This window comes from Amycolatopsis magusensis, from assembly GCF_017875555.1.
Lineage (GTDB): Bacteria > Actinomycetota > Actinomycetes > Mycobacteriales > Pseudonocardiaceae > Amycolatopsis > Amycolatopsis magusensis.
Window position 1 is genome coordinate 6,863,969 of sequence record NZ_JAGGMS010000001.1, and the last position, 26,703, is coordinate 6,890,671.

At 70.8% G+C, this 26,703-nt stretch carries 23 protein-coding genes; 12 read left to right on the top strand and 11 right to left on the bottom strand.

Annotated elements, in window-relative coordinates; translation table 11 throughout:
- The 3 genes from JOM49_RS30475 to JOM49_RS30485 form a co-directional block, all read right to left on the bottom strand.
- The gene (locus JOM49_RS30475; protein WP_209667624.1) at window positions 1-1,632 is read right to left on the bottom strand and encodes a (2,3-dihydroxybenzoyl)adenylate synthase; all 1,632 of its coding nucleotides are present in this window, start codon (window positions 1,630-1,632) and stop codon (window positions 1-3) included.
- Entirely contained in the window at window positions 1,629-2,816 is a 1,188-nt protein-coding gene (locus JOM49_RS30480) for an isochorismate synthase (protein WP_209667625.1), read from the bottom strand. The genes JOM49_RS30475 and JOM49_RS30480 overlap by 4 nt, the downstream gene beginning before the upstream one ends.
- Before the next feature lie 119 nt (window positions 2,817-2,935).
- Window positions 2,936-3,709 (bottom strand): 2,3-dihydro-2,3-dihydroxybenzoate dehydrogenase, encoded by a 774-nt coding sequence (locus JOM49_RS30485; protein WP_209667626.1) that lies wholly within the window; start codon window positions 3,707-3,709, stop codon window positions 2,936-2,938.
- Between the two features lie 159 nt (window positions 3,710-3,868).
- Between JOM49_RS30485 and JOM49_RS30490 the strand changes: the two genes are divergently transcribed.
- The 6 genes from JOM49_RS30490 (at window position 3,869) to JOM49_RS30515 (ending at window position 9,976) form a co-directional block, all read left to right on the top strand.
- Window positions 3,869-4,495 (top strand): DUF47 domain-containing protein, encoded by a 627-nt coding sequence (locus JOM49_RS30490; RefSeq protein WP_209667627.1) that lies wholly within the window; start codon window positions 3,869-3,871, stop codon window positions 4,493-4,495.
- Complete coding sequence (locus JOM49_RS30495) at window positions 4,496-5,497, top strand: inorganic phosphate transporter (RefSeq protein ID WP_209667628.1); 1,002 nt, start codon at window positions 4,496-4,498, stop codon at window positions 5,495-5,497.
- A gap of 20 nt (window positions 5,498-5,517) precedes the next feature.
- A complete protein-coding gene (locus JOM49_RS30500) occupies window positions 5,518-6,498 on the top strand; it encodes an aldo/keto reductase (RefSeq protein ID WP_209667629.1) in 981 nt (326 codons plus the stop codon).
- A gap of 1 nt (window position 6,499) precedes the next feature.
- Window positions 6,500-6,829 (top strand): hypothetical protein, encoded by a 330-nt coding sequence (locus tag JOM49_RS30505; RefSeq protein ID WP_308158929.1) that lies wholly within the window; start codon window positions 6,500-6,502, stop codon window positions 6,827-6,829.
- 14 nt (window positions 6,830-6,843) lie between these two features.
- On the top strand, window positions 6,844-8,670 hold the full coding sequence (gene glmS, locus JOM49_RS30510) for a glutamine--fructose-6-phosphate transaminase (isomerizing) (RefSeq protein ID WP_209667630.1): 1,827 nt from the start codon (window positions 6,844-6,846) through the stop codon (window positions 8,668-8,670).
- 106 nt (window positions 8,671-8,776) lie between these two features.
- On the top strand, window positions 8,777-9,976 hold the full coding sequence (locus JOM49_RS30515; RefSeq protein WP_209667631.1) for a PQQ-dependent sugar dehydrogenase: 1,200 nt from the start codon (window positions 8,777-8,779) through the stop codon (window positions 9,974-9,976).
- A 75-nt stretch (window positions 9,977-10,051) separates the two neighbouring features.
- Here the strand turns inward: JOM49_RS30515 and JOM49_RS30520 are convergent, their stop codons facing one another.
- Window positions 10,052-10,858 (bottom strand): alpha/beta fold hydrolase, encoded by an 807-nt coding sequence (locus tag JOM49_RS30520; RefSeq protein WP_209667632.1) that lies wholly within the window; start codon window positions 10,856-10,858, stop codon window positions 10,052-10,054.
- Between the two features lie 91 nt (window positions 10,859-10,949).
- On the opposite strand from JOM49_RS30520, the gene JOM49_RS30525 reads away from it, so the two are divergent.
- Complete coding sequence (locus JOM49_RS30525; protein WP_209667633.1) at window positions 10,950-12,749, top strand: helix-turn-helix domain-containing protein; 1,800 nt, start codon at window positions 10,950-10,952, stop codon at window positions 12,747-12,749.
- On the opposite strand, the gene JOM49_RS30530 is transcribed toward JOM49_RS30525, so the two are convergent.
- Window positions 12,724-14,115 (bottom strand): FAD-binding oxidoreductase, encoded by a 1,392-nt coding sequence (locus JOM49_RS30530; protein WP_209667634.1) that lies wholly within the window; start codon window positions 14,113-14,115, stop codon window positions 12,724-12,726. The genes JOM49_RS30525 and JOM49_RS30530 overlap by 26 nt on opposite strands.
- Before the next feature lie 166 nt (window positions 14,116-14,281).
- Here JOM49_RS30530 and JOM49_RS30535 point away from each other — a divergent pair, with 166 nt between their 5' ends.
- Together JOM49_RS30535 and JOM49_RS30540 are read left to right on the top strand one after the other, a co-directional pair.
- On the top strand, window positions 14,282-14,845 hold the full coding sequence (locus tag JOM49_RS30535) for a hypothetical protein (protein ID WP_209667635.1): 564 nt from the start codon (window positions 14,282-14,284) through the stop codon (window positions 14,843-14,845).
- 4 nt (window positions 14,846-14,849) lie between these two features.
- Window positions 14,850-15,761, top strand: a complete 912-nt coding sequence (locus JOM49_RS30540) for a hypothetical protein (protein ID WP_308158930.1) — start codon at window positions 14,850-14,852, stop codon at window positions 15,759-15,761.
- Here the strand turns inward: JOM49_RS30540 and JOM49_RS30545 are convergent, their stop codons facing one another.
- A complete protein-coding gene (locus tag JOM49_RS30545) occupies window positions 15,762-17,087 on the bottom strand; it encodes an MFS transporter (protein ID WP_209667636.1) in 1,326 nt (441 codons plus the stop codon).
- Window positions 17,088-17,125: 38 nt separating this feature from the next.
- A complete protein-coding gene (locus JOM49_RS30550; protein ID WP_282773396.1) occupies window positions 17,126-17,626 on the bottom strand; it encodes a MarR family winged helix-turn-helix transcriptional regulator in 501 nt (166 codons plus the stop codon).
- 95 nt (window positions 17,627-17,721) lie between these two features.
- On the opposite strand from JOM49_RS30550, the gene JOM49_RS30555 reads away from it, so the two are divergent.
- Window positions 17,722-19,803, top strand: coding sequence for an MMPL family transporter (locus tag JOM49_RS30555; RefSeq protein ID WP_209667637.1), 2,082 nt, complete (start codon window positions 17,722-17,724; stop codon window positions 19,801-19,803).
- Here the strand turns inward: JOM49_RS30555 and JOM49_RS30560 are convergent.
- The 3 genes from JOM49_RS30560 to JOM49_RS30570 all read right to left on the bottom strand — a co-directional run bounded on the left by JOM49_RS30560 (window position 19,748) and on the right by JOM49_RS30570 (window position 22,859).
- On the bottom strand, window positions 19,748-20,452 hold the full coding sequence (locus JOM49_RS30560) for a DUF6882 domain-containing protein (RefSeq protein WP_209667638.1): 705 nt from the start codon (window positions 20,450-20,452) through the stop codon (window positions 19,748-19,750). The two genes, JOM49_RS30555 and JOM49_RS30560, sit on opposite strands and share 56 nt — an antisense overlap.
- Window positions 20,453-20,622: 170 nt before the next feature.
- Window positions 20,623-22,398 (bottom strand): pectate lyase, encoded by a 1,776-nt coding sequence (locus JOM49_RS30565; RefSeq protein ID WP_209667639.1) that lies wholly within the window; start codon window positions 22,396-22,398, stop codon window positions 20,623-20,625.
- 110 nt (window positions 22,399-22,508) lie between these two features.
- A complete protein-coding gene (locus JOM49_RS30570) occupies window positions 22,509-22,859 on the bottom strand; it encodes a DoxX family protein (RefSeq protein ID WP_209667640.1) in 351 nt (116 codons plus the stop codon).
- A gap of 399 nt (window positions 22,860-23,258) precedes the next feature.
- Here JOM49_RS30570 and JOM49_RS30575 point away from each other — a divergent pair, with 399 nt between their 5' ends.
- Together JOM49_RS30575 and JOM49_RS30580 are read left to right on the top strand one after the other, a co-directional pair.
- Window positions 23,259-24,299, top strand: a complete 1,041-nt coding sequence (locus JOM49_RS30575; protein WP_209667641.1) for a hypothetical protein — start codon at window positions 23,259-23,261, stop codon at window positions 24,297-24,299.
- A 473-nt stretch (window positions 24,300-24,772) separates the two neighbouring features.
- Entirely contained in the window at window positions 24,773-25,372 is a 600-nt protein-coding gene (locus tag JOM49_RS30580; RefSeq protein ID WP_209667642.1) for a hypothetical protein, read from the top strand.
- Here JOM49_RS30580 and JOM49_RS30585 read toward each other — a convergent pair.
- Complete coding sequence (locus tag JOM49_RS30585; protein WP_209667643.1) at window positions 25,357-26,682, bottom strand: glycoside hydrolase family 1 protein; 1,326 nt, start codon at window positions 26,680-26,682, stop codon at window positions 25,357-25,359. The genes JOM49_RS30580 and JOM49_RS30585 overlap by 16 nt on opposite strands.
- Between the last annotated feature and the right edge of the window lie 21 nt (window positions 26,683-26,703).

The following is a 26,703-nucleotide window of genomic DNA, read 5'->3' on the forward strand; positions in this document are numbered from 1 at the left end:
TCACCCTTTCGCGACGGCGGCCAGCGCCGCCCGCAGTTCGCGCTTGCTGGTTTTGCCCACCCCGGTCACCGGGAAGGCCTCGACCACCTGGACCAGGTCGGGCACCTTGAACGCGGCGACCCCGCGCTCGCGCACGAACCGGCGCAGTTGCGCACCGGTCGGCGCGCCACCGGCGACCGGCACCACGTAGGCGCAGGTCCGCTCGCCCAGGTACTCGTCGGGTACGGCGACCACGGCCGCGTCGAGCACGTCCGGGTGGGCCATCAGGTGGTTCTCCACCTCTTCGGCGGCCACCTTCTCCCCGCCCCGGTTGATCTGCTCCTTGGCGCGGCCGACCACCTCGAGGTGCCCGGTCGGCGTCCGCCGGACCAGGTCGCCGGTGCGGTAGAAGCCGTCGGCGGTGAACGCGGTGGCGTTGTGCTCCCCGGCCCGGAAGTAACCGCGGATGGTGTACGGCCCGCGGGTCAGCAGCGCGCCGACCTCGCCTTCGGGCACCACGTCCGCCGACGTCGCCGCCGGGTCACCCGGGTCGACCACGCGGATCTCGTCGTCGGGCGAGATCGGGCGCCCCTGCGTGCCGAGCACGATCTCCTCGGGGTCGTCGAGCCGCGTGTAGCAGACCAGGCCCTCGGCCATGCCGAACACCTGCTGCAGGCGGCAGCCCAGCGCGGGCCCGATCCGCTCGGCGAGTTCACGGCCGCACTTGGCGCCCCCGACCAGCAGGACGTCCAAAGTGGACAGATCGCGGGTGGTGCGCGCGGCGGCCTGCACCCAGGCGGCGGCCAGTGGCGGCACCACCCCGGTGATGGTCACGCCTTCGGACTCGATCAGCCGGAACGCGGTGTCCGCGTCCGGGCGCGGGGCGAGCACGCTGGCGGCGCCCGCGTGCAGCGCGCCGAGCACGCCCGGCGAGCTGAGCGGGTAGTTGTGCGCCACCGGGAGTGCCGCCAGGTACACGCTTTCCGGGCGCAGCGCGCAGATCCGCGCGCTTTCGCGGACGCTGTAGAGGTAGTCGTCGTGCGTGCGCGGGATCAGCTTCGGCAAGCCGGTGCTGCCGCCGGAAAGTTGCAGGAACGCCACCCCGGCCGGGTCGGGGTCCGGCAGTTCGCGGGGCGCGGTCGCGGCGAGGTCGGTGAATTCCGGCGACCCGACGACCAGCACGTCGCGCACCGAAGCCACGTCGGCGGCGACGGCTCGGGCGGTGGCGGCGTGGTCGTGCCGCTCGTGCTCGCCCACGGTCAGGATCGCCACGGCCTCGCTCTGCGTGGCGAAGTGCCGCAGTTCGCTGTCGCGGTGGGCGGGCAGCGCGAACACCGGCCACGCCCCGGCCCGCCACAGCCCGAACACCACCGGCAGGAACTCCGGGACGTTCGGCAACTGCACCACCACGCGGTCACCCGCGCGGACCCCGGAATCGGCCAGGCCCGCGGCGATCCGGTGCGCCCGCTCGTCGAGTTCGGCGAAGGTCCAGCGCGAGGTTTCGCCGTCGCGCTCCCCCACCACGGCGGTGCGCCCGGCGTAGGCCTCGGCCACCGAAGTCAGCAGCGAGCCGAAGGTCTGGCCGCGCCAGTACCCCGCGGCGCGGTAGTGCGCGGCGGTTTCCGGCGGCCAGGCCACGTGATCGGCGCTCATGCCGCCCCCTCCAGGCCGAGCGCGCGCAGCAGGGTGCGGAACTTGGCGCTCGTCTCGGCGAGTTCGGCGGCGGGGTCCGAACCGGCGACCACCCCGGCACCGGCGAACAGCCGGACCGTGCGGTCGCACACCTCGGCGCTGCGGATGGTGACCACCCATTCGCCGTCGCCGTGCAGGTCGGTCCAACCGATCAGCCCCGAGTAGTAGCCGCGGTCCTCGGGCTCCAGTTCGGCGATCGTGTCGCGGGCGCGTTCGACCGGCACCCCGCAGACCGCGGGGGTCGGGTGCAGCGCTTCGGCCAGTGCCAGCGAAGAAACGGCCGGGTCGGCGATCCGCCCGCTGATCCGGGTGGAGAGGTGCCACATGGTCGGGGTGCCGATCACCGACGGCTCCTCCGGCACGTCCAGTCCGGCGCAGAACCCGGTCAGCACGTCGGCGACCTGCGCGGCCACGTGAGCGTGCTCCGCGCGGTCCTTCGCCGAAGCCAGCAGCGTCTCGATCCGGCGGCGGTTCTCCGCTTCGTCGGCGACGCGCGGCAGGGAACCGGCCAGCGGGTTCGCCACCACGGTCGAGCCGTGGCGCGACACCAGCAGTTCCGGGCTCGCGCCGACCAGCGTGCGCGGCGCGGGATCCCCCGGGGCGCTCACGTCGGCGGCGAACACGTGCGCGGCCGGGTCGGCCCGCACCAGCCGGGCCAGCAGCGCGGGCACCGAGACCGGGGTGCCCGCGGTCAGTTCCAGGCACCGGGCGAGCACGACCTTGCTCAGTTCCCCGTCACCGATCAGCTCCAGCGCGCGGCGCACGCTCGCCGCGTAGGTCTCCGGTTCCGGCTTCGGCGTGATGGACCACGAGGTGCCGTCGAGCGCGCCTGCCGGGCCTTCCCGGCCGGGGCCGCCCGCTCGCCGCACCACCGCGGGGACGACCAGGCTCGCCTCCGAGTCGGGCCGGAAGCCGATCGCCCCGACCACGACCGGCTCCTCGACCCCCGCCACGTCCGCGGCGACGAGCGCCTCCGCCGCGGCCCGCGCCCGCTGCCCGTGCCCGGCCTGCACGGCCGTGTACACCCCGTCCGCCAGCAGCGATCCCCGGCCCGAGGAGAAATAGAACGAACCCGGCAGGTAGGCGGCCAGCAGGTCGGCCGCCCGGTGCACCGGACGCGGTCGCGCCAGAGCAGGTGAGGACACTGGTCATTCCCTTTCGCAAAGCCAACTCGGCGGTGGTGACCGCTCGCCGTAGACTGTCGTTATATGGAAAGCCTAACCTAAGATTTACCTCAGTGGAAGACGTCTCATGGTCACGGAGATCACGCGCGCAGTGTCGCTCCGCCATCGACGTAGAGGTTCTGCATGGTGATGTGCCGGGCCCTGGCCGAGGCGAGGAACAGCACCGCGTCGGCGATGTCGGCCGGGTCGGCGATGCGTCCCAGCGGGATGCCCGCGCGGAACTGACCGGGATCCCCCGCGATCACCCGCGCTGCCCCGTTTTCGTCCGTCCACAAGAGACGCTGCATGTCGGTGTCGGTGGAGCCGGGGGAAACCACGTTGCAGCGGATGCCGGAGCCGGCCAGTTCGAGCCCGAGGCAGCGGGTCAGCATGGTGGTCGCGGCCTTGGAGGCGGCGTAGGCGGCCATCCCCATCCGCGGCACCCCGGCCGCGTTGGACCCGACGGTCACCAGCGCGCCTTCGCCCCGCGGCACCATCCGCCGGGAGATCTCGCGCAGCAGGGTGAACACACCGGTGGTGTTGACCGCGAAGGTGGCGGTCCAGTCCTCGTCACTGGTCTCGCACACCGAGCCCGGCCGCAGGATCCCGGCCACCGGCACGCCGATGGTGATCGGCCCGAGCTCGCGCTCGACCCGGTCGACCACATCGGCGACGGCGGCGGAATCGGTGACGTCGAGGGTGAACGGCACGATCCGCCCGTCCGCCCCGGCGGCGACCCGAGTCAGGCCGTCGGCGTCGAGGTCGAGTGCCGCGACCGTCGCCCCCGCCGAGGCCAGCGCCCCGGCGACCGCCGCCCCGATCCCCCGGCCCGCCCCGGTGACCACCGCGACGCCGCCGCGGATACCGTCCTCCACCGGAACTCCTCTCGCCGACCTGGTTGCTTAGGCTGCCCTAACTTAACGGTTTCCTGTCGGTTGGGAAGCACCCGAGCCGGTGATCTGGCTCACCGGCGCGGGCCGGTGAGCCCCGGGCCGGGCGGTTTCCAGGCCGGCCGTCGGGGGTAAACGGCGATCATGCGCCTGCGACTTCGGCCGAAGCAGCCCGAGTTGTTCGAGTTCTACATCCGGGCTGCCCGCAACACCGCGAGAGCCGCCGAAGCGATGGCCGACCTGGGCACGCCCGGGCTGAGCGCGGAGGCGCTGAGCACCAGGCTCGTCGACATCGAGCACGAGAACGACGAACTCACCCACGAGCTGTACAACAAGCTCAACTCCTCGTTCATCACCCCGTTCGACCGCGACGACATGTACCGGCTCGGCGCCCGCCTCGACGACGTGATCGACCACCTCGAGGGTGCCGCCACGCTGGCCCACCTCTACTGCGCCTTCGACGACCAGCGCCCGCCGCCGGAGATGTGCGAGCAGCTCGAGGTGCTGCGCGAACTCGGCGACCTGGCGGCACGCGCGTTCGAGGACTTCGCCGCCAAGGGCGATCTCAAGTACTACTGGGTCGGGTCGAACGAACTGGAGAACCGGGCCGACCGGATCTACCGGCACCTGCTGGTCCGCCTGTTCAGCGGCGAGTACGACGCGCTGACCGTGCTGAAGCTCAAGGAGATCGGCGACGCGCTGGAAGAGGCCGCGGACGCCTTCGAACAGGTGGCCAACACGGTCGAGGCGATCACGGTCAAGGAGTCCTGAGTGGACGCCGAACTGGTGGCGGTCGTCGCCGCCATCGCGCTCACGGTCGGGTTCAGCTACACCAACGGTTTCCACGACGCGGCCAACGCCATCGCCACCTCGGTCTCGACGCGCGCGCTGAGCATCCGGGCCGCGCTGGCGCTGGCCGCGGTGGGCAACCTGGTCGGCTCGTTCTTCGGCGCCAAGGTGGCCAAGACCGTCGGCGCCGGGATCGTCCAGCTGCCGCCGGGCATCACCGCGCTGACCGTGGTCTGCTGCGGGCTGCTGGGCGCGATCGGCTGGAATCTTCTCACCTGGTACTTCGGCCTGCCGTCGAGCTCCTCGCACGCGCTGGTCGGCGGGCTGGTCGGGGCCACCCTGCCCGCGGCGGGCGTGGTGCTGTGGGGCGGCATCGTCGAGGACGTGGTGCTGCCGATGCTGATCTCCCCGCTGCTCGGCTTCGCGCTGGGTTACCTGCTGATGCTGGCGGTGCTGTGGACCTTCCGGCGCGGGCACCCGAAGAAGCTCAACCGCGGCTTCCGCGTCGCGCAGACCTGTTCGGCCGCGGCGATGGCGGTCGGGCACGGCATGCAGGACGCGGCGAAGTCGATGGGCATCGTGGTGCTGGCGCTGGTCGCCGGTGGCTACCAGAGCGACTGGGACATCCCCATCTGGGTGTACTTCCTGATCAGCGCGGTGCTCGCGGCCGGGACCTACTCCGGCGGGCGGCGGATCATCGCCACCCTGGGCCGCAAGGTGATCGACCTGCGCCCGCCCGAGGGCTTCGCCGCCGAGGCGACCGCCAGCTCGGTGCTGTACGTGGCCGCGCTCGGCTTCGGCGCGCCGATCTCCACCACGCACACCATCACCTCGGCGATCATGGGCGCCGGGGCCACCCGCCGGTTCTCCGCCGTGCGCTGGGGCACCGCGGGCAACATCATCGGCGGCTGGGTGCTCACCTTCCCCGCCGCCGGCCTGGTCGCCGCGTTGTTCTCCTGGCCACTGGTCGCGGCCACCACCTGAGGCCGGGGCAGAATCGCGGCATGGAAACTCGCGAAGTGAAGCGGCTCGGCCGGGGCGTCAGCGCGGTCGGGCTGGGGTGCTGGCAGCTCGGAGCCGACTGGGGCGAGGTCGGCGAGGACGACGCGCTGGCCGTGCTCCGGACCGCGGCCGAGGAGGGCGTCACCTTCTTCGACACCGCCGACGTCTACGGCGACGGGCGCAGCGAGCAGCTCGTCGGCCGGTTCCGCGCCGAGCACGACGGCGACGTGTTCGTGGCCACCAAGATGGGCCGCCGCGTCGAGCAGGTACCGGAGAACTACACGGCCGCGAACTTCGCCGCGTGGACCGACCGGTCGCGGCGCAACCTCGGCATGGACACCCTCGACCTGGTCCAGCTGCACTGCCCGCCCACCCCGGTGTATTCGAGCGACGCCGTCTTCGACGCGCTCGACGACCTGGTCGAAAAGGGCCGGATCGCCCGCTACGGCGTCAGCGTCGAGACCTGCGAAGAGGCGCTCACCGCGCTGGCCAGGCCGAACGTCGCCTCGGTCCAGATCATCCTGAACTGCCTGCGCCTCAAGCCGCTGGAGCGGGTGCTGCCCGCCGCCGCCGAGGCCGGTGCCGCGATCATCGTCCGGGTCCCGCTCGCCTCGGGCCTGCTGTCGGGCAAGTACACGAAGGACACCACCTTCGCCGCCGACGACCACCGGAACTTCAACCGCCACGGCGAGGCGTTCGACGTCGGCGAGACCTTCGCCGGGGTGCCCTACGAGACCGGCCTCGAAGCCGTCGACCGGTTGCGCGCGATGGTCCCCGAGGGCCGGACGCTCGCCCAGTTCGCCCTGCGCTGGATCCTCGACCAGCCCGGCGTGACCACGGTGATCCCCGGCGCCAGGAACCCGGACCAGGCGCGGGCGAACACCGAAGCGGCCGCACTGCCCACTGTGGACGGTGACGCGGCGGCCACCGTCCGCGCGGTCTACGACGAGCTGATCCGCCCGCTGGTGCACGACCGGTGGTGACGTGCCCGAATCCGGGCACGGGATTTCCGAACGCCCCCGCGCCGGTGCCATGCTGACCGGCGTGGGGGACGAAGTACCGGAGGACCTGCTGCGCCACGTGGTCAGGACCAGCGGTCTGCCGTCCGCCATCGCCAGGCGCGTGGTCTCCGACGTGATGGGTTACTTCGTCGAGACACCGGAGGAGTACGTGCGCCGGCGCCATGCCGAGCTGCGTGCCCGGCAGCTCCCGAACGCCCGCATCTGGCCGTTGCTGCGCGAAGAACTCGCGGTGCGCCCGGTCGCGGCGCCGGAGCTGTCGGAACGCCAGCTCCGGCGCACCGTCTACGGCTGAAGGAGTTTTCGCGGATGTGCGGCATCGTCGGTTACGTCGGCTCGAAGAACACGGTGCCCCTGCTGGTGGAGGGCCTGCACCGGCTCGAGTACCGGGGGTATGACTCGGCGGGGGTCGCGGTGGCCGGGGACGGCGGGCTCGAGGTGCACAAGACCGCGGGCCGGGTGGCCGACCTGCGCCGGGTCATCCCCGGCGGGCTGAGCGGCACCACCGGCATCGCGCACACCCGCTGGGCGACCCACGGCGAACCCAGTGACCGCAACGCCCACCCGCACCTGGACGCCACCGGCCGCATCGCCATCGTGCACAACGGCGTGCTGGAGAACTCCGACGCGCTGCGCGCGCGGCTGACCGGTGACGGCGTGGAACTGGCTTCGGAGACCGACAGCGAGGTGCTCGCCCACCTGATCGCCCGCAGCGGAAAGGCCACCCTGGCGGACAAGGTGCGCGACGCACTGTCCCAAGTGGAGGGTACGTACGGCGTGATCGCGCTGGACGCGGCGAACCCCGGTGAGCTGGTCGCCGTCCGCCGCGGCAGCCCGATCGTACTGGGACTGGGCGAAAAGGAGATGCTGATCGCCTCCGACACCGCCGCGCTGGTGCGGTTCACCGAGAAGGTGATCTACCTCGAGGACGACGAGCTGGCCACGGTGACCGCCGACGGCTACGAGACCAGCGCCATGAACGACCCCGACTCGCGCTCCACCACCCGTCCGCCGACCGCGCTCGAAGCCGGGTCGATCGACTACGAACTGGGCGAGCACCCGGACTTCATGTTCAAGGAGATGAGCGAGCAGCCCGACGCGGTGGACCGCTGCCTGCGCGGGCGGCTCGACCGCCGGTTCATGTCCGCCCGGCTCGACGGCATCGGCCTGTCCCCGCGGGAGTACCAGCAGATCCGCCGGGTGAAGCTGCTCGGCTGCGGTTCGGCCTACTACGCCGGGCAACTCGGCGCCGAGCTGATCGAGCAGCTCGCCCGCATCCCGGCCGACGCCGAACCGGCCTCGGAGTTCCGCTACCGCAATCCCGTGGTCGACCCGGAGACGCTGTACGTGGCGATCAGCCAGTCCGGCGAAACCCTGGACACCCTCGCCGCGGTGCACGAGCTCAAGCGCAAGGGCGGCCGGGTGATCGGCCTGGTCAACGTGGTGAGCAGCTCGATCGCCCGCGAGTGCGGCAGCGGGCTGTTCCTGCACGCCGGCCCGGAGATCTCGGTGGCGGCGACCAAGTCCTTCACGAACATGGGCGTGGCGCTGGCGTTGCTGGCGCTGGAACTCGGCCGCGTCCGCGACCTGTCCATGGCCGACGGCAGGCGCCTGGTCGACGGCCTGCTCGCGCTGCCGTCGCAGTTGAGCGGCATCCTCGAGCAGGAGGCGGGCATCGCCGGAATCGCCCGGAAGTACGCGCAGGCCGAGCACATGTTCTTCGTCGGGCGCGTCCAGGGCTGGCCGGTGGCCAGGGAAGGCGCGCAGAAGCTCAAGGAGATCTCGTACGTGCACGCCGAGGCCTACCAGGCTTCCGAGCTCAAGCACGGGCCGCTGGCGCTGATCAACCCGGAGATGCCGACCGTGGTCGTGCTGCCGGGCGACGACCTGCTCGCGAAGAACCTCTCGACCATCGAGGAGATCAAGGCCCGCGGCGGCCCGGTCATCGCCGTCACCGACGCCGACCTGCCCGACGGCCTGGTCACCGACGTGATCAGGGTGCCGAGGGCGGAACGCGAGCTGGCGCCGATCACGCTGTCGGTGGCCCTGCAGCTGTTCGCCTACCACCTGGCGAAGACCCTCGGCCGTGAGATCGACCGCCCGCGCAACCTGGCGAAGAGCGTCACCGTGGAATAGGCGCCGTCCTTTCTTTCGGGGGTACCGCGGCACGCGGGCGCCTGCTTGAATTGGACCAGACCATTGGACCGATGGTCCCGAGTCCCCGACGGCGTCTGGAGCCCACATGTCGCGACTTCACCCGTGGAAACGGTTGTCCCTGGTCGTTCCACTCGCCGTCACCGCGTTGCTGGGGCCACTGCTGCCCGCGGCGGGCGGGGCGGAGCAGGGCCGCGCCGCGGGCGTGCCGCTGGGCGAGATCAGCGTGGTCACCACCGAAGTGGCTACCGGCCTGCAGAACCCCACGGCGATCGTGCCGGTCGGTGACGGCAGGCTGCTGATCACCGAGAAGCGCGGGGTGATCCGCGCCTACCACCCGAGCACCGGCCTGGCCGAGAAACCGGTGGCGGACCTCAGCGCGCGGATCAGTTCGGCCGCGGTCGAGCGCGGGCTGCTCGGCCTGGCGCTGTCGAAGGACCGCAACGTGGCGTACGTGGCCTACACGCGCGCCCCGGACCACGCGGTGACACTGGCGCGGCTGCGGCTGGACACCGGCGCGGTGCAGGAACTGCTGTCGCAGGAGCACTCGCAGTTCCCCAACCACAACGGCGGGCAGGTCGCGTTCGGCTCGGACGGCTACCTGTACTGGTCCATCGGCGACGGTGGCGGCGCCGGGGATCCGCTGGCCACCGGGCAGAAGCTGGACACGCTGCTCGGCAAGATCCTGCGCCTCGACGTGAGCCGGACCTGCGGCGCGAAGCCGTACTGCGTGCCGGGCGACAACCCGTTCGTCGGCAACGCCGGGGTGCGCACGGAGATCTGGGCGTACGGCCTGCGCAACGCGTGGCGGTTCTCGTTCGACCCGCACAACGGTTCGCTGTGGATCGGCGACGTGGGCCAGGGCCGGTTCGAAGAGGTGGACCACATCCGCGCGCACCAGGGCGGGGTGAACTTCGGCTGGTCCTGCATGGAGGGTCCGGTGGTGTACAACCAGGACCGCTGCACCGCCTCGGCGAAGTACACCGGGCCGGTGTTCGACTACGTCTCCGGTGAGCAGGGCTGCGCGGTGATCGGCGGGCACGTCTACCGCGGCCGCCAGTACGCGAACCTGGTGGCGGGCACCTACGTGGCCACCGACTTCTGCCGCGGCACCGCCTGGGCGGTCCGGGAGAACCCCGACGGCACCTACACCGACGGCGAGATCGGCACCTTCCCCACCGACGTCACCGCGTTCGGTGTGGACGAAGGCGGTGAGCTGTACGTGGCCGACGAGTACCCCGGCCGCCTGCACCGGGTCTCCTTCGAGCGCGTCCCCGCCCGCGGCTGACCGCGCCTGTCACGAATGTGGCTTTGGGGGCCGAATCCGCCCCCAAAGCCACATTCGTGTCGCGTGGCGGAGAGACTAGAGGGCGGCGGCGAAGGTGCGGAGGGCGTCGTTCACCGCGTCCGGGCGGTCCAGGTGGGTGGCGTGCCCGGCGTCCTCCACGATCACCGCCTGGCCCGAGGGCGTGTCCCGGATGGCGGCTTCGGCGTGTTCGCACGGCCAGAACTGGCTTTCCCGCCCGGCCAGCATGAGCACCGGGAACTCCGCGCGCGCGAGCACGTCCCGCCAGTCCTGGTGGGCGTGGTCGTGCAGCAGCGGCAGGGTTTCCGGCCGCGCCACCGGCGGGCTCACGTTCTCCGGGCCCAGACGCGCGACCAGGCGCAGCAGGCCCTGGTTGGCGCGCTCGGCGTCCAGGCCCTTGCCCGTCTCCGGCACGCCGTCGGCGAAGAGGTCGCCCGAGTTCGCCCTGTCCAGGCCGTAGAAGCCGTACGGCCAATCGGCGTCGTTGATCATGCGTGGGGTCTGGTCGATGCTCACCACACCCCGCACCCGTTCGCCGCCGAACAGGTCCACATAGGACCAGATCGTGCTCGCCCCCATCGAGCTGCCGACCAGCAGCACCTCAGTGAGGCCCGTGGCGTCGAGCGCGTCGTGCAGGTCCTTGCCGTGGCGCGCCATGCGCTGCCCGGACACCGGGGCGTCCGACCGGCCCTGCGACCGCCGGTCCAGGCAGAGCACCCGGTAACCCGCGGCGGTCAGCGCGTCGGCCTGCAGCACCCAGGTCTCGGCGCCCGCGCGGTAGCCGGCGACCAGGACCACGGCCGGGCCGCTGCCCTCGTCGGTCAGGTGCAGCGTGATCCCGTCACTCGTCGTCACTGAAGCCATGGGCCCATCGAAGCACGCGCCAAGGCACTCCCCCATGGGCAGATCCTCCGCAACGGTGGCCGATCCGGGAGGAGGTCTCCATGATGGACCCATGCCGACCCCGGACTCCTGGCTGCGCCTGCTCGCCGACGAGCGACCGGCCGCCGAACTGGAGGACTTCCGGCGCGACCAGCTGACCAGCGCGTCCGGGGATCGACGCGATCGGGTCGCGCGGGAAGCCGATCGGGCCTTCGCCATCCGCCGCAGGCTCGACGCCCGCAGGCGGCACGCCGCCGAGCTGACCGTGCTCAACGACCTCGCCCGCCGCCTGACCACGCTGCGTGACTCCGGCGAGGTGCTCAGCGAGGTCGCGGCGCAGGCCCGGCGCCTGCTCGACGTGGACGTCGCCTACCTCATGCTCCGGCGGGCCGACGGCACCCTGCGCATCGAGGTGGTCGACGGGTCCATGGGCTCGGTGCTGCGCGGCATCGAACTGGCGGACGGCAGCGGCCTCGGCGGGCGCGTGGTGCGGACCGGCGAGCCGATGTGGAGCGAGCACTACCTGCGCGACACCCGCGTCGAGCACGTCGCCGCGGTGGACGCGGCCGCGGAGAGCGAGCAGCTGGGCGGCATCCTCGGCGTCCCGCTGATCCGCGGCGACGAGGCGATCGGGGTGCTGCTGGCCGCCGATCGCCGTCCCCGGTCGTTCCACGGCGGCGAGGTCGAACTGCTCGCCGCGCTCGCCTCACACGCGGCGGTCGCGCTGCACAACGCCGGGTTGTTCGAACAACACCGCCGGCTCGTCGACGAACTGCGCGCCGCGAACGCGACCCTGCGACGGGCGGACGAACTACGCGAGCGGCTGACCGCCGCGGTGATCGGCGGCGGTGGCTACGCCGAGATCGCCGCCGAGCTGACCCGCGCGCTGGGTGGTCCCGTGACCGTGTTCGGCGCGGACCACGAAGTGCTCGCCGGTGCCCCGGACGAGCGAGTGCCGGAGGTGGGCGAACCCGGCGCGGTCCTCGCACCGGTCGAGCTGCGCAGCGGGTACGCCGGTTGTCTCGTGGCCCGCGGATCGGCCGCCGAAGACGCCGAGGCAGCACGCCTGCTCGGCCTCGGCGCGACCTCCGTGGCGGTGGTGATCACCTCGGAGCAGTCCCGCGCGGAAGCGGAGATGCGCACGCGCGGCGAGTTCGTCAGCGCGCTGCTCTCCCCCGGCACCGACGAAGCCGGACTGCGGCGGCGAGCTCGCAGCGCCGGGATCTCGATCGCCGAGGTACGCACCGTCGCGGTCTTCGATCCCGGTGACGCCGAGCCGCGGCAGACCGCCGCACTCGCCTCGCGGGTCGCGGCGGAGTTCGGCGGCTGGTCGGCCGAGCACACCGGCCACCTCGTCGCGCTGCTGCCCGGGGCGGACCCGGAGCGGGTCGCCGAATGGCTGCGCCGCCTGGATCTGCCGTGCGCGGTCGGCGTCTCGGCCTGTTCCGGCGGCGTCCACGCGATCCGGACCGCCCACGAGTCCGCCCGCCAGACCGCCACCGTGCTGCTCGCCCTCGCCCGCGCCCGCGACTGCGCCCGTGACGCGGAACTCGGCATCTACCGTTCGCTGTTTGGGCAGGCGGGCCGCGACGAACTACGGGTGTTCATCGACGACACCGTCGGGCCGCTGCTGGCCCACGACCGCGACCGGCGGCGCGACCTCGCCACCACGCTCCGGACCTACCTCGAACAGTCCCGCCACCACGCGCGGACCTGCGAACTGCTGCACGTCCACGCGAACACCCTCTACCAGCGGCTCGAGCGCGTCGACCGGCTGCTGGGGCCGGACTGGCGCGAACCGCGGCGCGCCCTCGAAGTGCAGTTGGCGCTGCGGCTGCACGACGTGCTCAGCGCGCTCCGGGCGCGCGGCTGAACACCTTGCCGGGGTTGAGGATGCCGTGCGGGTCGAGTGCGTCCTTGACCGCGCGGTGCAGGTTCAGCACGACCGGGCCCAGCTCGGCCCGCAGGCCGTCCCGTTTGAGCAGGCCGACCCCGTGCTCACCGGTGACCGTGCCGCCGAGGTCGATGGCGTCGGCGATGATCCGGTCGAACGCGGCCTGCGCGCGGCGGCGGGCGTCCTCGTCACCGGGCGGGGTGATCAGCAGCGGGTGCAGGTTGCCGTCCCCGGCGTGCGCGATGCTGGCGATCAGCGTGTCCGACTCCGCGGCCGTCTTTTCGATGCGCGCCAGCATTTCCGGCACCGCGGCCCGCGGCACGCACACGTCCTCGGTGAGCACCGGCCCCAGCCGCTCCAGCGCGGGGTAGGCGAGCCGCCGCGCGGCGAACAGCGCGTCGGCCTCCTCCTGGTCGGTGGAGCGCGCGGCCCAGGTCGCCCCGGCTCCTTCGAAGCACGCCAGCATGGCCTCGACCTCGCGCTCCCCCGCCGCGCCCGGGGCATCGGTGCGGCCGAGCAGCACCACGTCGGCGTCGGCGGACAGGCCCATGTTCTTCCACCGGTCCACCGCGGACAGGCAGTGCCGGTCGATCAGCTCCAGCGCCGAGGGGGTCAGCCCGGCCGCGCCCACCGCGGTCACCGCCCGCCCGGCGTCCACAATGGACGAGAAGTAGCCGGCGACGGTGTGCTCGGGCTCGCGCCGCGGGCGCAACCGGACGGTCACCTCGGTGACCACGCCGAGCGTGCCCTCCGAGCCGACCATCAGCCCGGCGAGGTCGTAGCCCGCGACGCCCTTGGCCGTGCGCCTGCCCAGCCGGACCAGTTCCCCGGTGCCGGTGACCACTTCGAGGGCGAGCACGTAGTCGCGGGTGACGCCGTACTTGGCGCAGCAGATGCCCCCGGCGTTCGTGGCCACGTTGCCGCCGATGGTCGACCACGGCGCGCTGGCCGGATCGGGCGGGTACCACAGGTCGCGCTCGGCGCAGGCGGCACGGAGGTCGTCGTTGACCACGCCCGGCTGCACCACGGCGAGCCGCTCCACCGGGTCGATCTCCCGGATCTCGGTCATCAGCGCGGTGCTGAGCACCACGCCGCCGTCGATCGCGTTCGCGCCGCCGGACAGGCCCGTGCCCGCACCACGCGCCACGAGCGGCACCCCGTGCCGCACACAGGCCAGCACCACGGCCTGCACCTCGTCGGCGGTACGAGGCCGGACGACGACGCAGGGCGTGCCGTGCGGTGCCCACTCGGCTTCGTCGTGCACGAAACCGGTGACCAGATCGGGGTCGAGCAGCAGCCGGTCGGCCGGGAGATCCCGGCGCAGGTCGTCCACCAGAGCACGCATCCGGCCAAGTTCGCACGTCCGGCCACGCCCGTCCAATGGAGAGACCGGCCACCATCCACCAGCACAGGTGGACACCTTCTCCACGCCGGTACCGCCATTCGGGCGAGGGGTGTATCAGACTGGGCCGAGTGGCCGTCCTCCCCGGTGAGGGGAAGGTGAAAAAGCGATGAAACGGACAACTATCGCCGCCCTGTGCCTGGTGCTGGCGGCCTGCGGTGGCGGAACCGACCCGGCGGAGGACCCGGCCGGGGTACCCAGCGGCACGGAGACCGCGGAGGTACCCGGCGAAGAGCCGGGCGCCGGGGACGACAGCGGCGGCGAACCGGGTGAGCAGCCGGGTGAGCCCGGTGAGCCGGGGGAACCCGGTGAGCCGGCGGACGTCCCGCGGAGCCCCATCAACTACAGCGACGACATCTACGGCGGCGGCGCCACCCCGAAGTGGGTGCGGAACGCCGTGCAGAGCCAAGTGGCGGCCAAGTGCAAGAACAGCTGCGGGGTGAAGGTGGTCATCGAAGGTTCCGGCAACTGCGTCGCCTCGATCACCCCGTCGCCGGTGCGGCCCGGTGGCCGGATCGTCGTGCAGGCCAGGGAATGCAAACCAGGTGAGCAACCGGTGGAGGAAGGCGGAAAGCCCGACCCGGAGGTTCCCGACCCGGAGCCGGAACCGGAACCCGAGCCGGAACCCGAACCGCAGCCGGAGCCGGAACCCGGGTCCGCTCCGGGCACCTGAGCCGGTGGCCGCGCCGCGCCACCACCGGCTGCGGGCACGCCCGCCCGCCGAGGAGCCGAGGACCGGCCGCGCGGCCAGGGTGCTCGCGTCGGTGGCCGCGAACATCACCCTGCTGACCGCGCTGCTGTACTACTTCGGCCTGCTCTACACGCAGACGTACTTCGGCTACTTCCGGGTGCACTACACCGTGCTGGGGCAGACCACGGACGAGATCTTCGGCCGCGGGGTCGGCGGGCTGCTGCTGCCGATCGCGGCAGCGGCCGGTGCGGGGTTCCTCCTGCTCGGCCTCGCGCGGACGCTGCGGCACCGGCTTCGCGCCGCCACCTGGGACCGGCTGCTGCGGGTGGGCACGCCGGTGGCCGGGGTCACCGGCACCGTCCTCATCGGACTGGCCGTGGTGGTGATCGCCGACCCGGCGCCGTTCCGGCAGCTCGCGGGACTGCCGGGCCTCGGCCTCGCGCTCGGCGTGGGCCTGCTCGCCTGGGCCTGGCACCGGCTGGGCACGAACTCCGGCAAGCGGCGTTCGCGGCTGTCGGTGGCCGAGTGGGTGTGCGCCTACCTCCTGACCGCCTTCGCCCTGCTGTGGGCGGTCGCGGACTACGCGCAGGCGGCCAGCACGCGCAGTGCGTTCGAGGCCGCGGCCGGGCTCCGGTCCAGACCGGCCGCGACGCTGTACAGCGCGCAGAGCCTCAACATCAGCGCCGAGGGTGTGCGCGAGGACGTCTGCGCCCAGCCCGACAGCGCCTACAAGTTCCGCTACACCGGGCTGAAGCTGCTCCTGCAGTCCGGTGGCCAGTACGTGTTCCTCCCGGCGAACTGGCGTGCGTCGCGCGGCACCGCCTTCCTGGTGCCGCGCAACGACAAACTGCGCGTGGAGTTCGCGACCGCGAGGTCCACGCCCGCGCCGGGCTGCTGATCAGGCGTTCAGGTCGTTGCCCTTCGTTTCCTTGACCGCCGAGACCGCGGCGAACGAGATCACGCAGAGCGCCATGATGTAGAGCCCGACCGAGGGCGCCCAGCCGGTGTTCTGCACCAGCAGTTCGGCGATGGTCGGGGCGAACGCGCCGCCGAGGATGGCGCCGAGCGCGTACCCGATCGACACCCCGGAATACCGCACCGCGGTCGGGAACAGCTCGGCGTACATGGCCGACATCGGGCCGTAGGATAGGCCGAGCCCGATGGTCAGCACGAACACCGCCAGCCCGAACAGCCAGATGTTGCGGGTGTCGATGAGCAGGAACAGCGGGATCATCCAGACGAACACCAGCGCGTACCCGAGCTGGAAGGTGCGGACGCGGCCGATCCGGTCCGACAGCGCGCCGCCGTAGAGGGTGAAGACCAGCCAGCCGAGGGAACCGACCACGATGGCCAGCAGTACCGAGGGCCGCGACAGCTTGAGCGTGCCGGTGCCGTAGGAGATGAAGTAGGCGATCACCAGGTACCCGGCGGCGTTGTTGGCGACGAAGATCAACGCGGTCAGCACCACCTGCTTGGTGTTGTGCTTGAACAGATCACGCAGCGGCGCCGAGGACTCCTTGCGGCGGCGCAGCATCTCCTGGAAGACCGGGCTCTCCTCGACCGCGCGCCGGATCGCGTAGCCGAGCACGATCAGCACCACGGAGAACAGGAACGGCACGCGCCAGCCCCAGGACTGGAACTGGGCGGGCGTGGTCACCGTGGTCATGATCCACAGCACCCCGGTGGCCAGGATCAGCCCGACCGGCACGCCCACCTGCGGGTAGGCGCCGAACAGCCCGCGACGCCCCTCGGGCGCGTGCTCGACGGACATCAGCGCGGCGCCACCCCACTCGCCGCCCGCCGAGAACCCCTGGACGATCCGCAGCACGATCAGCACGATCGGGGCCGTCACGCCGATGTCGTCGTAGGTGGGCAGCGCGCCGATCAGCGCGGTGGCCACGCCCATCAGCACCAGGGTCAGCACGAGCATCTTCTTGCGGCCGAGCTTGTCGCCGTAGCGCCCGGCGACGATCGCGCCCAGCGGGCGGAACAGGAAGCTGATGCCGATGGTGGCCAGCGAGATCACCGTGGCCAGCCCGGGTGCGGCCTTGCTCACCGGGGCCAGGAACAGCGGCGCCAGCACCAGGCCGGCGGCCTGGGCGTAGATGAAGAAGTCGTACCACTCGATCGTCGTGCCTGCCAGGGTGCTGGCCAGCACCTTCCGCTCTTCCCGTGTCCGCTTGCGCTTCGTCGCGGGCGCCGTGTGCTCTGCGGGGTGTGCCATGAGGACTCCGTTGTCCGCCGGGGCCGGGGGAACCGGGCCTACGGACTATACGGATCCGCGGTCAGCCCGCCGCGGACTTCGGTGGTCGCGTCGATGGTCAGTTCGAGGAACCTCGCGACCGTCCGGCGCTCGTCGTCGTCGAGGTCCTGCCAGGCTTCGGCGAACCGCCTGCCCAGCGGCTGGAAGAAGGCCGAGCCGATTTCCCGCGCCTGCTCGCGCATCCGCAGTTCGACCTTCCGGCGGTCGGTGGCGCTGCGATCCCGGTGCAGGTGCCCGGCGCGCTCGAGCCGGTCGAGCACCGAGGTGGTGGCCGACGCGCTCAGGTGCAGCGCCGCCGCGAGCTGACTCGGGCTCATCGGCGCGCCACGGCGGGCCGCGTCCATGATCACCGCGAGCGCGTTCAGGTCGGTGCGGTGCAAGCCGTGTGCCTCCCCGAACATCTCCGCGAACCGGTCGGACTCCACGGTCAGCCGCCGGACCAGGGTGATCAGCACCTCATCGTCGACTCGCCGCTGGTCAGCGCCTTCGTGCCCGCTCACGCCACTCCTCCGATTTGCCGCTCGCCCGGCCCCGGCCTACTGTTTCGGTCATCGAAATATCCGCTCGCCGAAGTAACAGACGAGGACATCATCCCATGATCGCCGATCGCCCTTCCACCTCGCGCTCGCGCCTGCGCTGGCTGCTCCCGGCCCTGCTGGTGGTCGGCTGGCTCGTGCTCGGCGCGGTGAGCGGACCCTATGCCGGGAAGCTCGCCGAGGTCGCCGAGAACGACTCCGCGGCCTTCCTCCCCGCCTCGGCCGAAGCCACCGAGGTCGCCGAACTGCAGAAGCAACTCGGTGGCGCACAAGCGATCCCGGCCATCGTGGTGATCGAGCGGGCCAGCGGGCTGACCGAGCCGGACAAGCGGTTCCTCACCGAGCGGACCCGCGGTCTGGCCGGGGCGTCACCCGTGCTCCCGGCCCCGCAGGACGACCAGGCGGCCAGGGTGGTGGTGCTGCTCGAACCCGGGACCGACCCCGGCGAGGGCGTCGAAGCGCTGCGGGAGGCGCTCGGCAGCGGCGCGCCGGACGGGCTGACCGTGCTGGTCACCGGCCCGGCCGCGCAGGCGGCCGACCTCGGCGAGGCCTTCGGCGGGATCGACGGGCTCCTGCTGCTGGTCGCCGGCGCGGTGGTCGCGCTGATCCTGATCATCGTCTACCGCAGCCCGATCCTGCCGTTCCTGGTGCTGCTGTCGGCGGTGTTCGCGCTGGGGCTGGCCAGCCTGACCGTGTACCTGCTCGCCGAGGGCGACGTGCTCGCGCTCAACGGGCAGAGCCAGGGCATCCTGTTCATCCTGGTCTTCGGCGCCGCCACCGACTACGCGCTGCTCCTGGTCTCGCGCTATCGCGAAGAACTGCGTGACACCGCCGACAAGCAGATCGCCCTGCGGTCGGCGTGGCGCGCCACCATCGAGCCGATCGCCGCCTCCGCAGGCACGGTCATCCTGGGTGTGCTGTGCCTGCTGTTCAGCGACCTCAACTCGAACAAGGGCCTCGGCCCGGTCGCCGCGATCGGCATCGGCGCCGCCCTGCTGACCACGATCACCTTCCTGCCCGCGGTGCTCGCGCTGTGCGGGCGGGCCTCGTTCTGGCCGTTCCGCCCCGCGCTCGGCTCACCGCACCCGGAGACCGGTGGCCTGTGGGGCCGGGTCGCCGGGTGGATCTCCCGCGCGCCGCGCGCGATCTGGATCGCCACCGTCCTGGTGCTGCTCGCCGGGGCCGCGTTCCTCCCGCAGCTCAAGGCGTCGGGCACCGCGCAGTCCGACGTCTTCCTCACCCCGGTCGACTCGGTCGCCGGGCAGGAGGTCCTTTCGCGGCACTTCCCCGGCGGCACCGGCTCCCCCACGGTGATCATCGCGAACACCGCGCAGGCCCCCGCGGTGGAAGCGGCCGCGCGCGTCGAAGGCGTCTCCGACCTGCGTGCCGAACCGGCGGGCGAGCTGACCAAGATCGAGGCCACCCTCACCGACCCGCCGGACTCCTCGGCGGCGACCGCGACCATCGAACGCCTGCGCGCGGCCGTGCACGCCGTCGACGGTGCCGGCGCCAAGGTCGGCGGCCCGACCGCGACCCTGCTGGACACCCAGCTGACCTCGGAACGCGACCGGCTGGTGATCATCCCGATCGTGCTGGTGATGATCTTCCTCGTGCTCGCCCTGCTGCTGCGCTCCCTGCTCGCGCCGCTGCTGCTGATCGCCACCGTGGTGCTCTCGTTCGCCACCACGATGGGCGTCTCGGCACTGGTGTTCAACCACGTGCTGGACTTTCCCGGCGCCGATCCGGTGGTGCCGCTGTTCGGTTTCGTCTTCCTGGTCGCGCTCGGGATCGACTACAACATCTTCCTGATGACGCGCGTCCGCGAGGAGGCCAAGCGGCTCGGCACGCGGGAAGGCACGCTGCGCGGGCTCACCCTGACCGGCGGGGTGATCACCTCGGCCGGGGTGGTCCTCGCGGCGACCTTCTCCGCGCTGGCCGTGCTGCCGATCCTGTTCCTCGCGCAGCTCGCCTTCATCGTGGCGTTCGGCGTGCTGCTGGACACGCTGATCGTGCGCTCGCTGCTGGTGCCCGCGCTCGCCACCGACCTCGGCGGGCGCATCTGGTGGCCCGCCAAGCTCGAACCGGTCAGCTCGGCGCGCCCAGTGTCGCCGTCATCTTCGTCATCAGGTTCTGCTCGTTGAACTCGACGCCGATGCGGAAGTCCGGCCCGGTGATCCACATCGGACCGTCGTCGCCGGACACCTCCAGGCCGCGGTTGACCGCGTAGGAACCGCACGCGCGGCGGTGGTCCTGCAGCCGCAGTTCCATCATGCCCTGCTGCAGCACGCGCATGGTCCGGGGCGAGGTCGGGGCGGGCAGGCTCAGCTCGGGGTGGTCCAGCAGGAAGCCCGCGCGGGTGCCGCCACCGGTCGGGCCCTGGTAGCCGGACCAGTGGCCGGTAGCGGCCTTGGCGGCCTCCATCATCAGCGACGCGACCTGGGCGGGCTCCTGCGGCGAACCCGGCAGCGCGTCGAACGGGATCTCCGCATCGGACAGCTCGCGGATGCCGTGCCGCTCGCCGAACTCCTTGGCGCGCAAGGCGATCTCCAGCACTTCGGCGCGGTAGCCGAAGGGGTTGGCCCAGCTCCACAACCACGAACGGGGGCCGGGCGCGGCGCTGCCGAGCAGGTGCACGCGGTCGCAGACGAGCGGGTTCTCCCCGGCGAAGTCGAACCGCGGCTGGGCGAGGTCGACGTGCCAGTTGTGCTCGCCGACCCGCTCGGACAGGTGCAGCTGGTGTTCGAACGACAACAGGGCGGCGTCGTCCTGCAACTCGAGAAACGTGGGCATGGGGCGGAGGATACTGATGCCTCCCCCGCCCCATGGCCGATTCAGCCAAACCCGAATCGCCTCCGAGCCGCCGGGTCGAATGCTATGAGTGGGGCATTACTTGCAATGAACGCAAGTAATGCCCCACTCATAGCATTCAGGCGGCCACGTATAGGGCGTTATACATGCGGCTATCCCGCCGTCCAGGCGATGAGCTTGCCCATGTTCGCCACGTAGGTGCTGGTGCTGATCACCTGCGGCCGCTCCACCGGCTGGTACGGCGGCTCTTCCGGCGGGCTGGCCGGGTCGTAGGGCGAGGTGTCGTACGGATCCCCCACGTGCTTGCTCATGTACGCCTTGCCGTTGTACGGAGTGGACGGTGCCGGCCCCCGGTACGGGTTCGTGGTGGCGTCGGAGGCGGTCAGCCAGTAGTCACCGCCGCCGAGCTTGTCGACCAGTGCGTAGGCGTCCGCGTCCGTGACCACTGGCAGCGGTAGCGGCGCGTCGCGGAAGAGGTCGGTCAACTGCAGGTCGCGCAGGGAGAAGTACCGCGGCAACGGGATCGCGTCACCGCTCAGCGGCGACCGCCCGCGCAGATCCGCGACCTCGCGCGGTGAAAGCGCCATCAGTTCGTCGTAGGTCTTCCGCAGCGCGGCCGTGTCGACCGAGCGGCCCCCGGAGTAGTGGCTGAGCGTGGCCCGGTGGTCGTTGTCGGAGTAGTAGGCGCCGTTGCGCACGTTCGACCCGAACCGGTGCACGAACCGCGCCCGGTTCGTGCCCAGGTCCACGAAGGTCGGGTGCGTCCTCCCCGCCAGCAACGGGTTTTCCCCGAGTTGCTGCGCGGTGAGCCGGCAACTGTCCAGCCACGCCAGCGCTTCCGGCACGCGCTCCAGGTACGAGTGCTCCCCGGTCAGCCGGAAGTAGTGGAACAGCTGCTGCACGTTGGTCTGCGTGGTGTGGGTGGTCAGCGCCCGCGGTTCGTACGACCGCGCGCCCGCCGGCGCCCCGGCCGGTCGCCCGCCCGCCGCCCTGGCCAGGTGCTGCAGTCCCCACCCCGCCTGCGGTCCGGGTTGCTGGAGCCGCCGCAGGCACTCCATCGCGCGCCGGATCGGCCCGGCCAGTTCGATCTTGCCCAGGGTGGACATGCACATCAGCAGGAACTTGATGTTCTCCCCGAGCACGTCGTCGTTGAAGGTGACGTGGCCGGTGTAGTCGCCGTCCTCCATGCCGTGGCGGATGCCGGCGGGCAGCCACGGCGGCAGCACGTCGGGCCACGGCGTGTCGGACACCGCGCCGGACACCCGGGGGAACCGCTGCGGCCAGCCGCCGTCGGTGATGCCGCCCTTGAGCTGCGCCTTGAGCAGGAACCGGATGACCCGGTCGAGCGCGGCGCGGAACCGGTGGTCGCGGCGTTCCAGGTACAGGCGCAGGATCAGCTGGGCCGCCGTCGACGTCCCGGCGTCGTCGAAGGTCGCGTTGCCGTAGTAGTGCTGGAACTCCTCCAGCCGCCAGCCGTTCGCGCCGACGGTCTCGTACCACCGGCGCAGCGCGCGCTCACCGGCGAAGTCGTGCACGTAGTTCCAGCCGCCGCCGGGCAACTGCACCTCGGCCAGCGCGAGGCCGGTGCGCTCGGCGGCGCGCCAGAACACCTCGTCGCCGGTGGCGTGGTAGGCGTCGAGCAGGCTGTGCCCGACCGACGGCGTGCCGGGCGGCTGCACCCAGCACAGGGTGCGCTCGGCCTCCATCTCACCCCAGGTGCGGGACAGGTCCGGCAGGTAGCTCCAGACGTACCCACCGCGGTGGGACAGGTGCTCGTCGAAGAACACCGCCGCCCGGCGCATCGCGGCGGGCACGTCCGGCGCCGCGGCGGCAGGCGGCGCTCCGGCGGACGCCGGTGCCCCGGTGGCGAGCGCCGCCACGGGCACCGCTGTGGCGAGAAAACCGAACTGACGACGAGTCACGTCCATGCCCCAAGACCTTTCCCCAGAAGCCGTCGATATTCATACATGTGAACGGCGTCCACATTTGTAAACGACAGCTTGACCGGAGGCGCCCGCCTCGTCAATCACTTCGCCACTCAGTGAGCGATCGTGAGCCAGAGCGAGGCCCCGCAGAGCGCGAGGATCACCGCGGGGAACGCCATCGTGTCCAGCACGCGGGCCCGCAGGTGGGCGACCACGGCGCCGGTGAAGAACAGCACCAGCCCGGCACCCGCGGCGATGCCGAGGTAGCGCAGGCCGAACAAGCCGGCGGCCAGGCCGAGCGCACCGGCGAGCTTGGCCGTGCCGAGCAGGGTCAGCCACGACCGCGGGACGTGCACCCGGCCCGAGTTCGCCAGCACGAACCCCGCCCGCAGGTAGTCCGCGACGGCGAAGAACAGGTTGAGCACGATCGTCAGGCCGGTGATCAGGAAGAACGCGAGGGTCACGGACGCTCCTAGCCGAGGAAGGGATGTACCACTTCCCTGACGAACCGGCCGCGCCCGAGGTGACCCGCGGGGAGCGAGCTCGCCGCCACAGATGTCTCCACCTACCGTTTAACAGCACACCAGGATCCTTCAATACTCGCCAAGTTGTTGACGTTTGAAGTCGCGAGGCGACAGGCCGAACTAGCTGACGGCAGAACCAATGGCCCCCACTCGGCCTCTTGCCCATCGACACTGGCCAGGCCGCCATGTCAGCGGGATACGGATCCACCAGCTCATCGCAGCCCGGCCCAACGCGCCAGCTCCGCCCAAGCACTCGCACCGCGACCTGTTCAGCTGTCAGAAAAGTGACAAAATATTGGAACATGTAGCAAAAGCACCGCCTGACGCGTCTCAGGTCACATGCAGAAGCGGACGCTAGCGGGCTGGCCGCGACGCCAGCGTCGCGAACACATGACACCATCAACCCGGCTGGAATTCATGTTCGGCATGGGCTTCCTAACCTTCTTCAACTGGTGGGTCATCTCAAGATTCGCCCACACCAAGACAGTTTACACCCAAAACAACAAGAGAATTGAAAAAGATGTTAACAGTGATCTTACTACGCTTACGCCAAAGACTGCGCGGATATCTCCACAGATGGACGCCGTCTTGCCAACACTCAAGAACAATTCAATGGAGCGTTGGCTGAATTATCTACTGTTAGCCGGACCTGCATTATTCGCGCTCATACGATTCTTGATCGTAGCACGTTTCGACGAACAGCGGCTTCGGGTAGTACTGCGCACGCTTGACATTACCGCAGTAGTAGTCAGCACCGCGGTTCCGATGCTACCACTGGCAACAGGGATAGCAATCGCAATATGGCTGCGCGCCATGTCAGCGAAGCCGCAGTGGCGAACCTTGCATATTGCACTAACTGGCTGCACGCTCACAGCAGGCGCAGGGCTGCGCCTGCCCGCCACCTACGTTGTCGTACTGATTATCGTCTTCGGATCAGAGCTCTGGCGCAGATCTGATCGAGTGAGAAGCATCTCAGGCCGGTGGCGCTGGTTCGTGCCAAGCCTGGGCTATGTGGTCACCGGTTTCACGGCATTGCTTGCTGCCCTGTACCTTATTTTCGGCGGCGCCGGACGCATGTGGCTTCCGACCGAGGAAGTACAGACCGGGGAGAAATCTGAGGTCGGGTTCGTGCTAGAAGCAGGCGATCATGATCTGACCTTCATGCGCCGACAAGGCGGAGTCATCTTAATCTTCCGACAAGAACAAGTTGTTCGTCGCACTCTTTGCAGAGTAGAAGAAAGCGGATGGGATTCGCCCATGCACCCTTGGCGCCTATTGAATGATAGATCAGTGATTCAGATGGTCAGGAAGGACTGGCAAAGCGCAGGCGTACTGCCCGCCTGTCAAAACTCCTCACAGCCCTCAAGTCCACCCACATAGATTGCTACGAATAACAGTTTCGCCAACACTCGCCCCCCATGTACGCCAAACCTATTTTACCAAACGCTAGGACATCGTCACCGACGAAACTAGCATCCCAGGCCAACTGCAAGGAAGGTAGCGATACACAGAAAACCACTCCCTTCCGCATATTTTATCCTCCAGCACCATTTGATAAGGACGCGATTGTAATGATTTCGCAGATGGGCACACCCACCGTGCGGGCATCGACGAGTCCGACCCGACCTCACGGCGGCTGCAACGCGAACGCCCCGGCATCCACGCTCGGCCCGGGGCCGCATACCCACCCCTCATAGGCGGCGTCGCAGCCGGGTGCGCGAGAACACTTCGAGTGCATGCTTGGAGCGAGCGGCACGACTCTGTCCAGTACGGCCGGCCTGGCTCCGGCGGCCGTTTCAGCTCGTGCTGAAAGGGAATTCGGCCCGCCCGCGGCCGTGTCAGCATGAATCGTCATGGACGTCTCGGTACTCACGGCGTTGTTCGGCACGCCCGGCCCGTTGCCGGTCGAGTGGCCGGCCGTGGAGTCCTGGCTCGGCACCCGGCTGCCCGCCGACTACCGGACGCTCGCCTCGGCCTGCGGCCCGCTGGAGATCGGGGCCGCCCTCTGGCTGCACACGCCCTGCGAGCGCGAGGGCCGCTTCGACTACGGCACCTGGGTTCGGCAGACGCACCACCTGTGCCGCACCGCCGCGCGGCACTTCCGCCCCTCCCCCGGGTTGCTCGCCTGGGGCGCCACCCGCGCTTCGGACCGGCTGTTCTGGGACACCTGGGCGGCGGACGACCCGGACCGCTGGCCGGTGGTGGTGTTCGACCGCGAGGCCGCCGAGCGCGGCCTCGACCCGTGGCACGGCCTGGGCGTGCCGATGGCCGAAACCCTGCTCGAAGCGGTCAGCACCGGCATCGCCCTGCCGTCGGGCACCCGGCTGGGCCCGCTGGCCCCCACCGCCCGCCGCCCGGCCTTCCTCGCCGGTGCCCGCCCCTGGCACCCACCCCGGTCCGCTTTCGGCTCGGTGTCCCGGGCAAGTCGCCTGGGGAGTCAGGCGCCCGGCTGAACTGCCAGCGGGACCGGGCCGAAACAGGTGCTCAGGTCCGCGAACGCGCACCAGGCGGGTCGTCGCTTCGGCAGGTAGCCGGCCGGAACCCCGGCGCCGGAGATGAGGTCGCGGTACGCGGGGACCGCCTCGGTCGGGCGCCGGGTCAGCGCCGGGTCGGTCAGGGCATCCACTGTGTACAGTCCGAACCGCGGGCGGTAGCTGCCCCATTCGTAGTTGTCCGTGATGCTCCAGTAGTTGTAGCCGATCACCTCGACGCCTTCGGCGATCGCCCGCTGCAGCCAGTACACGTGGTCCCGCAGGTGGTCCGCCCGGCTGTACCCGTCGGCACGCGGCTTGCCGTTGTCCGTGGGCATGCCGTTCTCCACCACGTACAGCGGCAGTTCCGGGAACTTCCGGTGGTAGGTCTTCAGCGCGTGGTACAGCCCGTCCGGCTGCGGGTCGATCTTCCAGAACTCGTCGAAGGCCCCGTGGATCGCGCTCAGGTTGTCCAGGCTGGCGCCGTAGTAGTAGTCGATCCCGGCGAAGTCCAGTTTGTCCCGCACCTTGTCCACGAAGGACGCGTCGTCGAACCACTGCAGCGGCGGCGGTTTGACCGCCAGGTTGCTGCTCACCTTCGCCCCGGGATCGAGCTGGTGGATCAGGTCGTAGCCGCGGCGGTGCGCGGTGACCAGGTTCCGCATCATCGCGTCGGACTGGAAGACGTTCAGCCGCCCGTTGCGCTCCTCGAAGCTGCGGTAGATCGTCGGCTCGTTGAAGGTGATCCACAGCGCGCCCTGACCGGCGTAGCGCTGCACCACCAGCCCGCTGAAATCCAGCCAGCTGTCCACAGTGGACGCGTTGGTCCAGCCGCCGCGGTCGACGATCCAGCCGGGGTGGGTGAAGTGGGTCAGCGTGATCATCGGCGTCATCCCGGCCGCCTTGACCTCGCGCACCATGTCGTCGTAGAGCGCCAGTGCCGACTGGTCGATCTCCCCGGGCCGCGGTTCGATCCGCGGCCATTCGACGCTCAGCCGGAAGGTGTTCACGCCCATGTCCGCGGCGAGCGCGATGTCGGCGGCGTAGCGGTTGCGGAAGTCGACGGCGTTGGCGTACGGGTCGTGCACCGTTTCGGCGCCGCCGTCGACGTAGCGCCGCCAGTTGCTGTCCGGCGCCGCACCCTCGGACTGGAACCCGGCCGTGGCCACGCCCCAGTGGAATCCGGCGGGCACCCGCGGGATCGGCACCGCCGGAGCGGCCTGGGCCACCGGCCCGGGCACTGCCAGCGGGAGGAGCAGGAGCAGGGCCGCCGCACGCCATCGGATCGCCATACCGGCGAGTATGCAAGGGGT

Coding starts and splice junctions, on each gene's coding strand:
- JOM49_RS30475 (WP_209667624.1), bottom strand. CDS start 1,632: ATGAGCGCCGATCACGTGGCCTGGCCGCCGGAAACCGCCGCGCACTAC.
- JOM49_RS30490 (WP_209667627.1), top strand. CDS start 3,869: ATGCGCCTGCGACTTCGGCCGAAGCAGCCCGAGTTGTTCGAGTTCTAC.
- JOM49_RS30500 (WP_209667629.1), top strand. CDS start 5,518: ATGGAAACTCGCGAAGTGAAGCGGCTCGGCCGGGGCGTCAGCGCGGTC.
- glmS (WP_209667630.1), top strand. CDS start 6,844: ATGTGCGGCATCGTCGGTTACGTCGGCTCGAAGAACACGGTGCCCCTG.
- JOM49_RS30515 (WP_209667631.1), top strand. CDS start 8,777: ATGTCGCGACTTCACCCGTGGAAACGGTTGTCCCTGGTCGTTCCACTC.
- JOM49_RS30520 (WP_209667632.1), bottom strand. CDS start 10,858: ATGGCTTCAGTGACGACGAGTGACGGGATCACGCTGCACCTGACCGAC.
- JOM49_RS30525 (WP_209667633.1), top strand. CDS start 10,950: ATGCCGACCCCGGACTCCTGGCTGCGCCTGCTCGCCGACGAGCGACCG.
- JOM49_RS30530 (WP_209667634.1), bottom strand. CDS start 14,115: ATGCGTGCTCTGGTGGACGACCTGCGCCGGGATCTCCCGGCCGACCGG.
- JOM49_RS30535 (WP_209667635.1), top strand. CDS start 14,282: ATGAAACGGACAACTATCGCCGCCCTGTGCCTGGTGCTGGCGGCCTGC.
- JOM49_RS30545 (WP_209667636.1), bottom strand. CDS start 17,087: ATGGCACACCCCGCAGAGCACACGGCGCCCGCGACGAAGCGCAAGCGG.
- JOM49_RS30555 (WP_209667637.1), top strand. CDS start 17,722: ATGATCGCCGATCGCCCTTCCACCTCGCGCTCGCGCCTGCGCTGGCTG.
- JOM49_RS30560 (WP_209667638.1), bottom strand. CDS start 20,452: ATGCCCACGTTTCTCGAGTTGCAGGACGACGCCGCCCTGTTGTCGTTC.
- JOM49_RS30565 (WP_209667639.1), bottom strand. CDS start 22,398: ATGGACGTGACTCGTCGTCAGTTCGGTTTTCTCGCCACAGCGGTGCCC.
- JOM49_RS30575 (WP_209667641.1), top strand. CDS start 23,259: ATGCAGAAGCGGACGCTAGCGGGCTGGCCGCGACGCCAGCGTCGCGAA.
- JOM49_RS30580 (WP_209667642.1), top strand. CDS start 24,773: ATGGACGTCTCGGTACTCACGGCGTTGTTCGGCACGCCCGGCCCGTTG.
- JOM49_RS30585 (WP_209667643.1), bottom strand. CDS start 26,682: ATGGCGATCCGATGGCGTGCGGCGGCCCTGCTCCTGCTCCTCCCGCTG.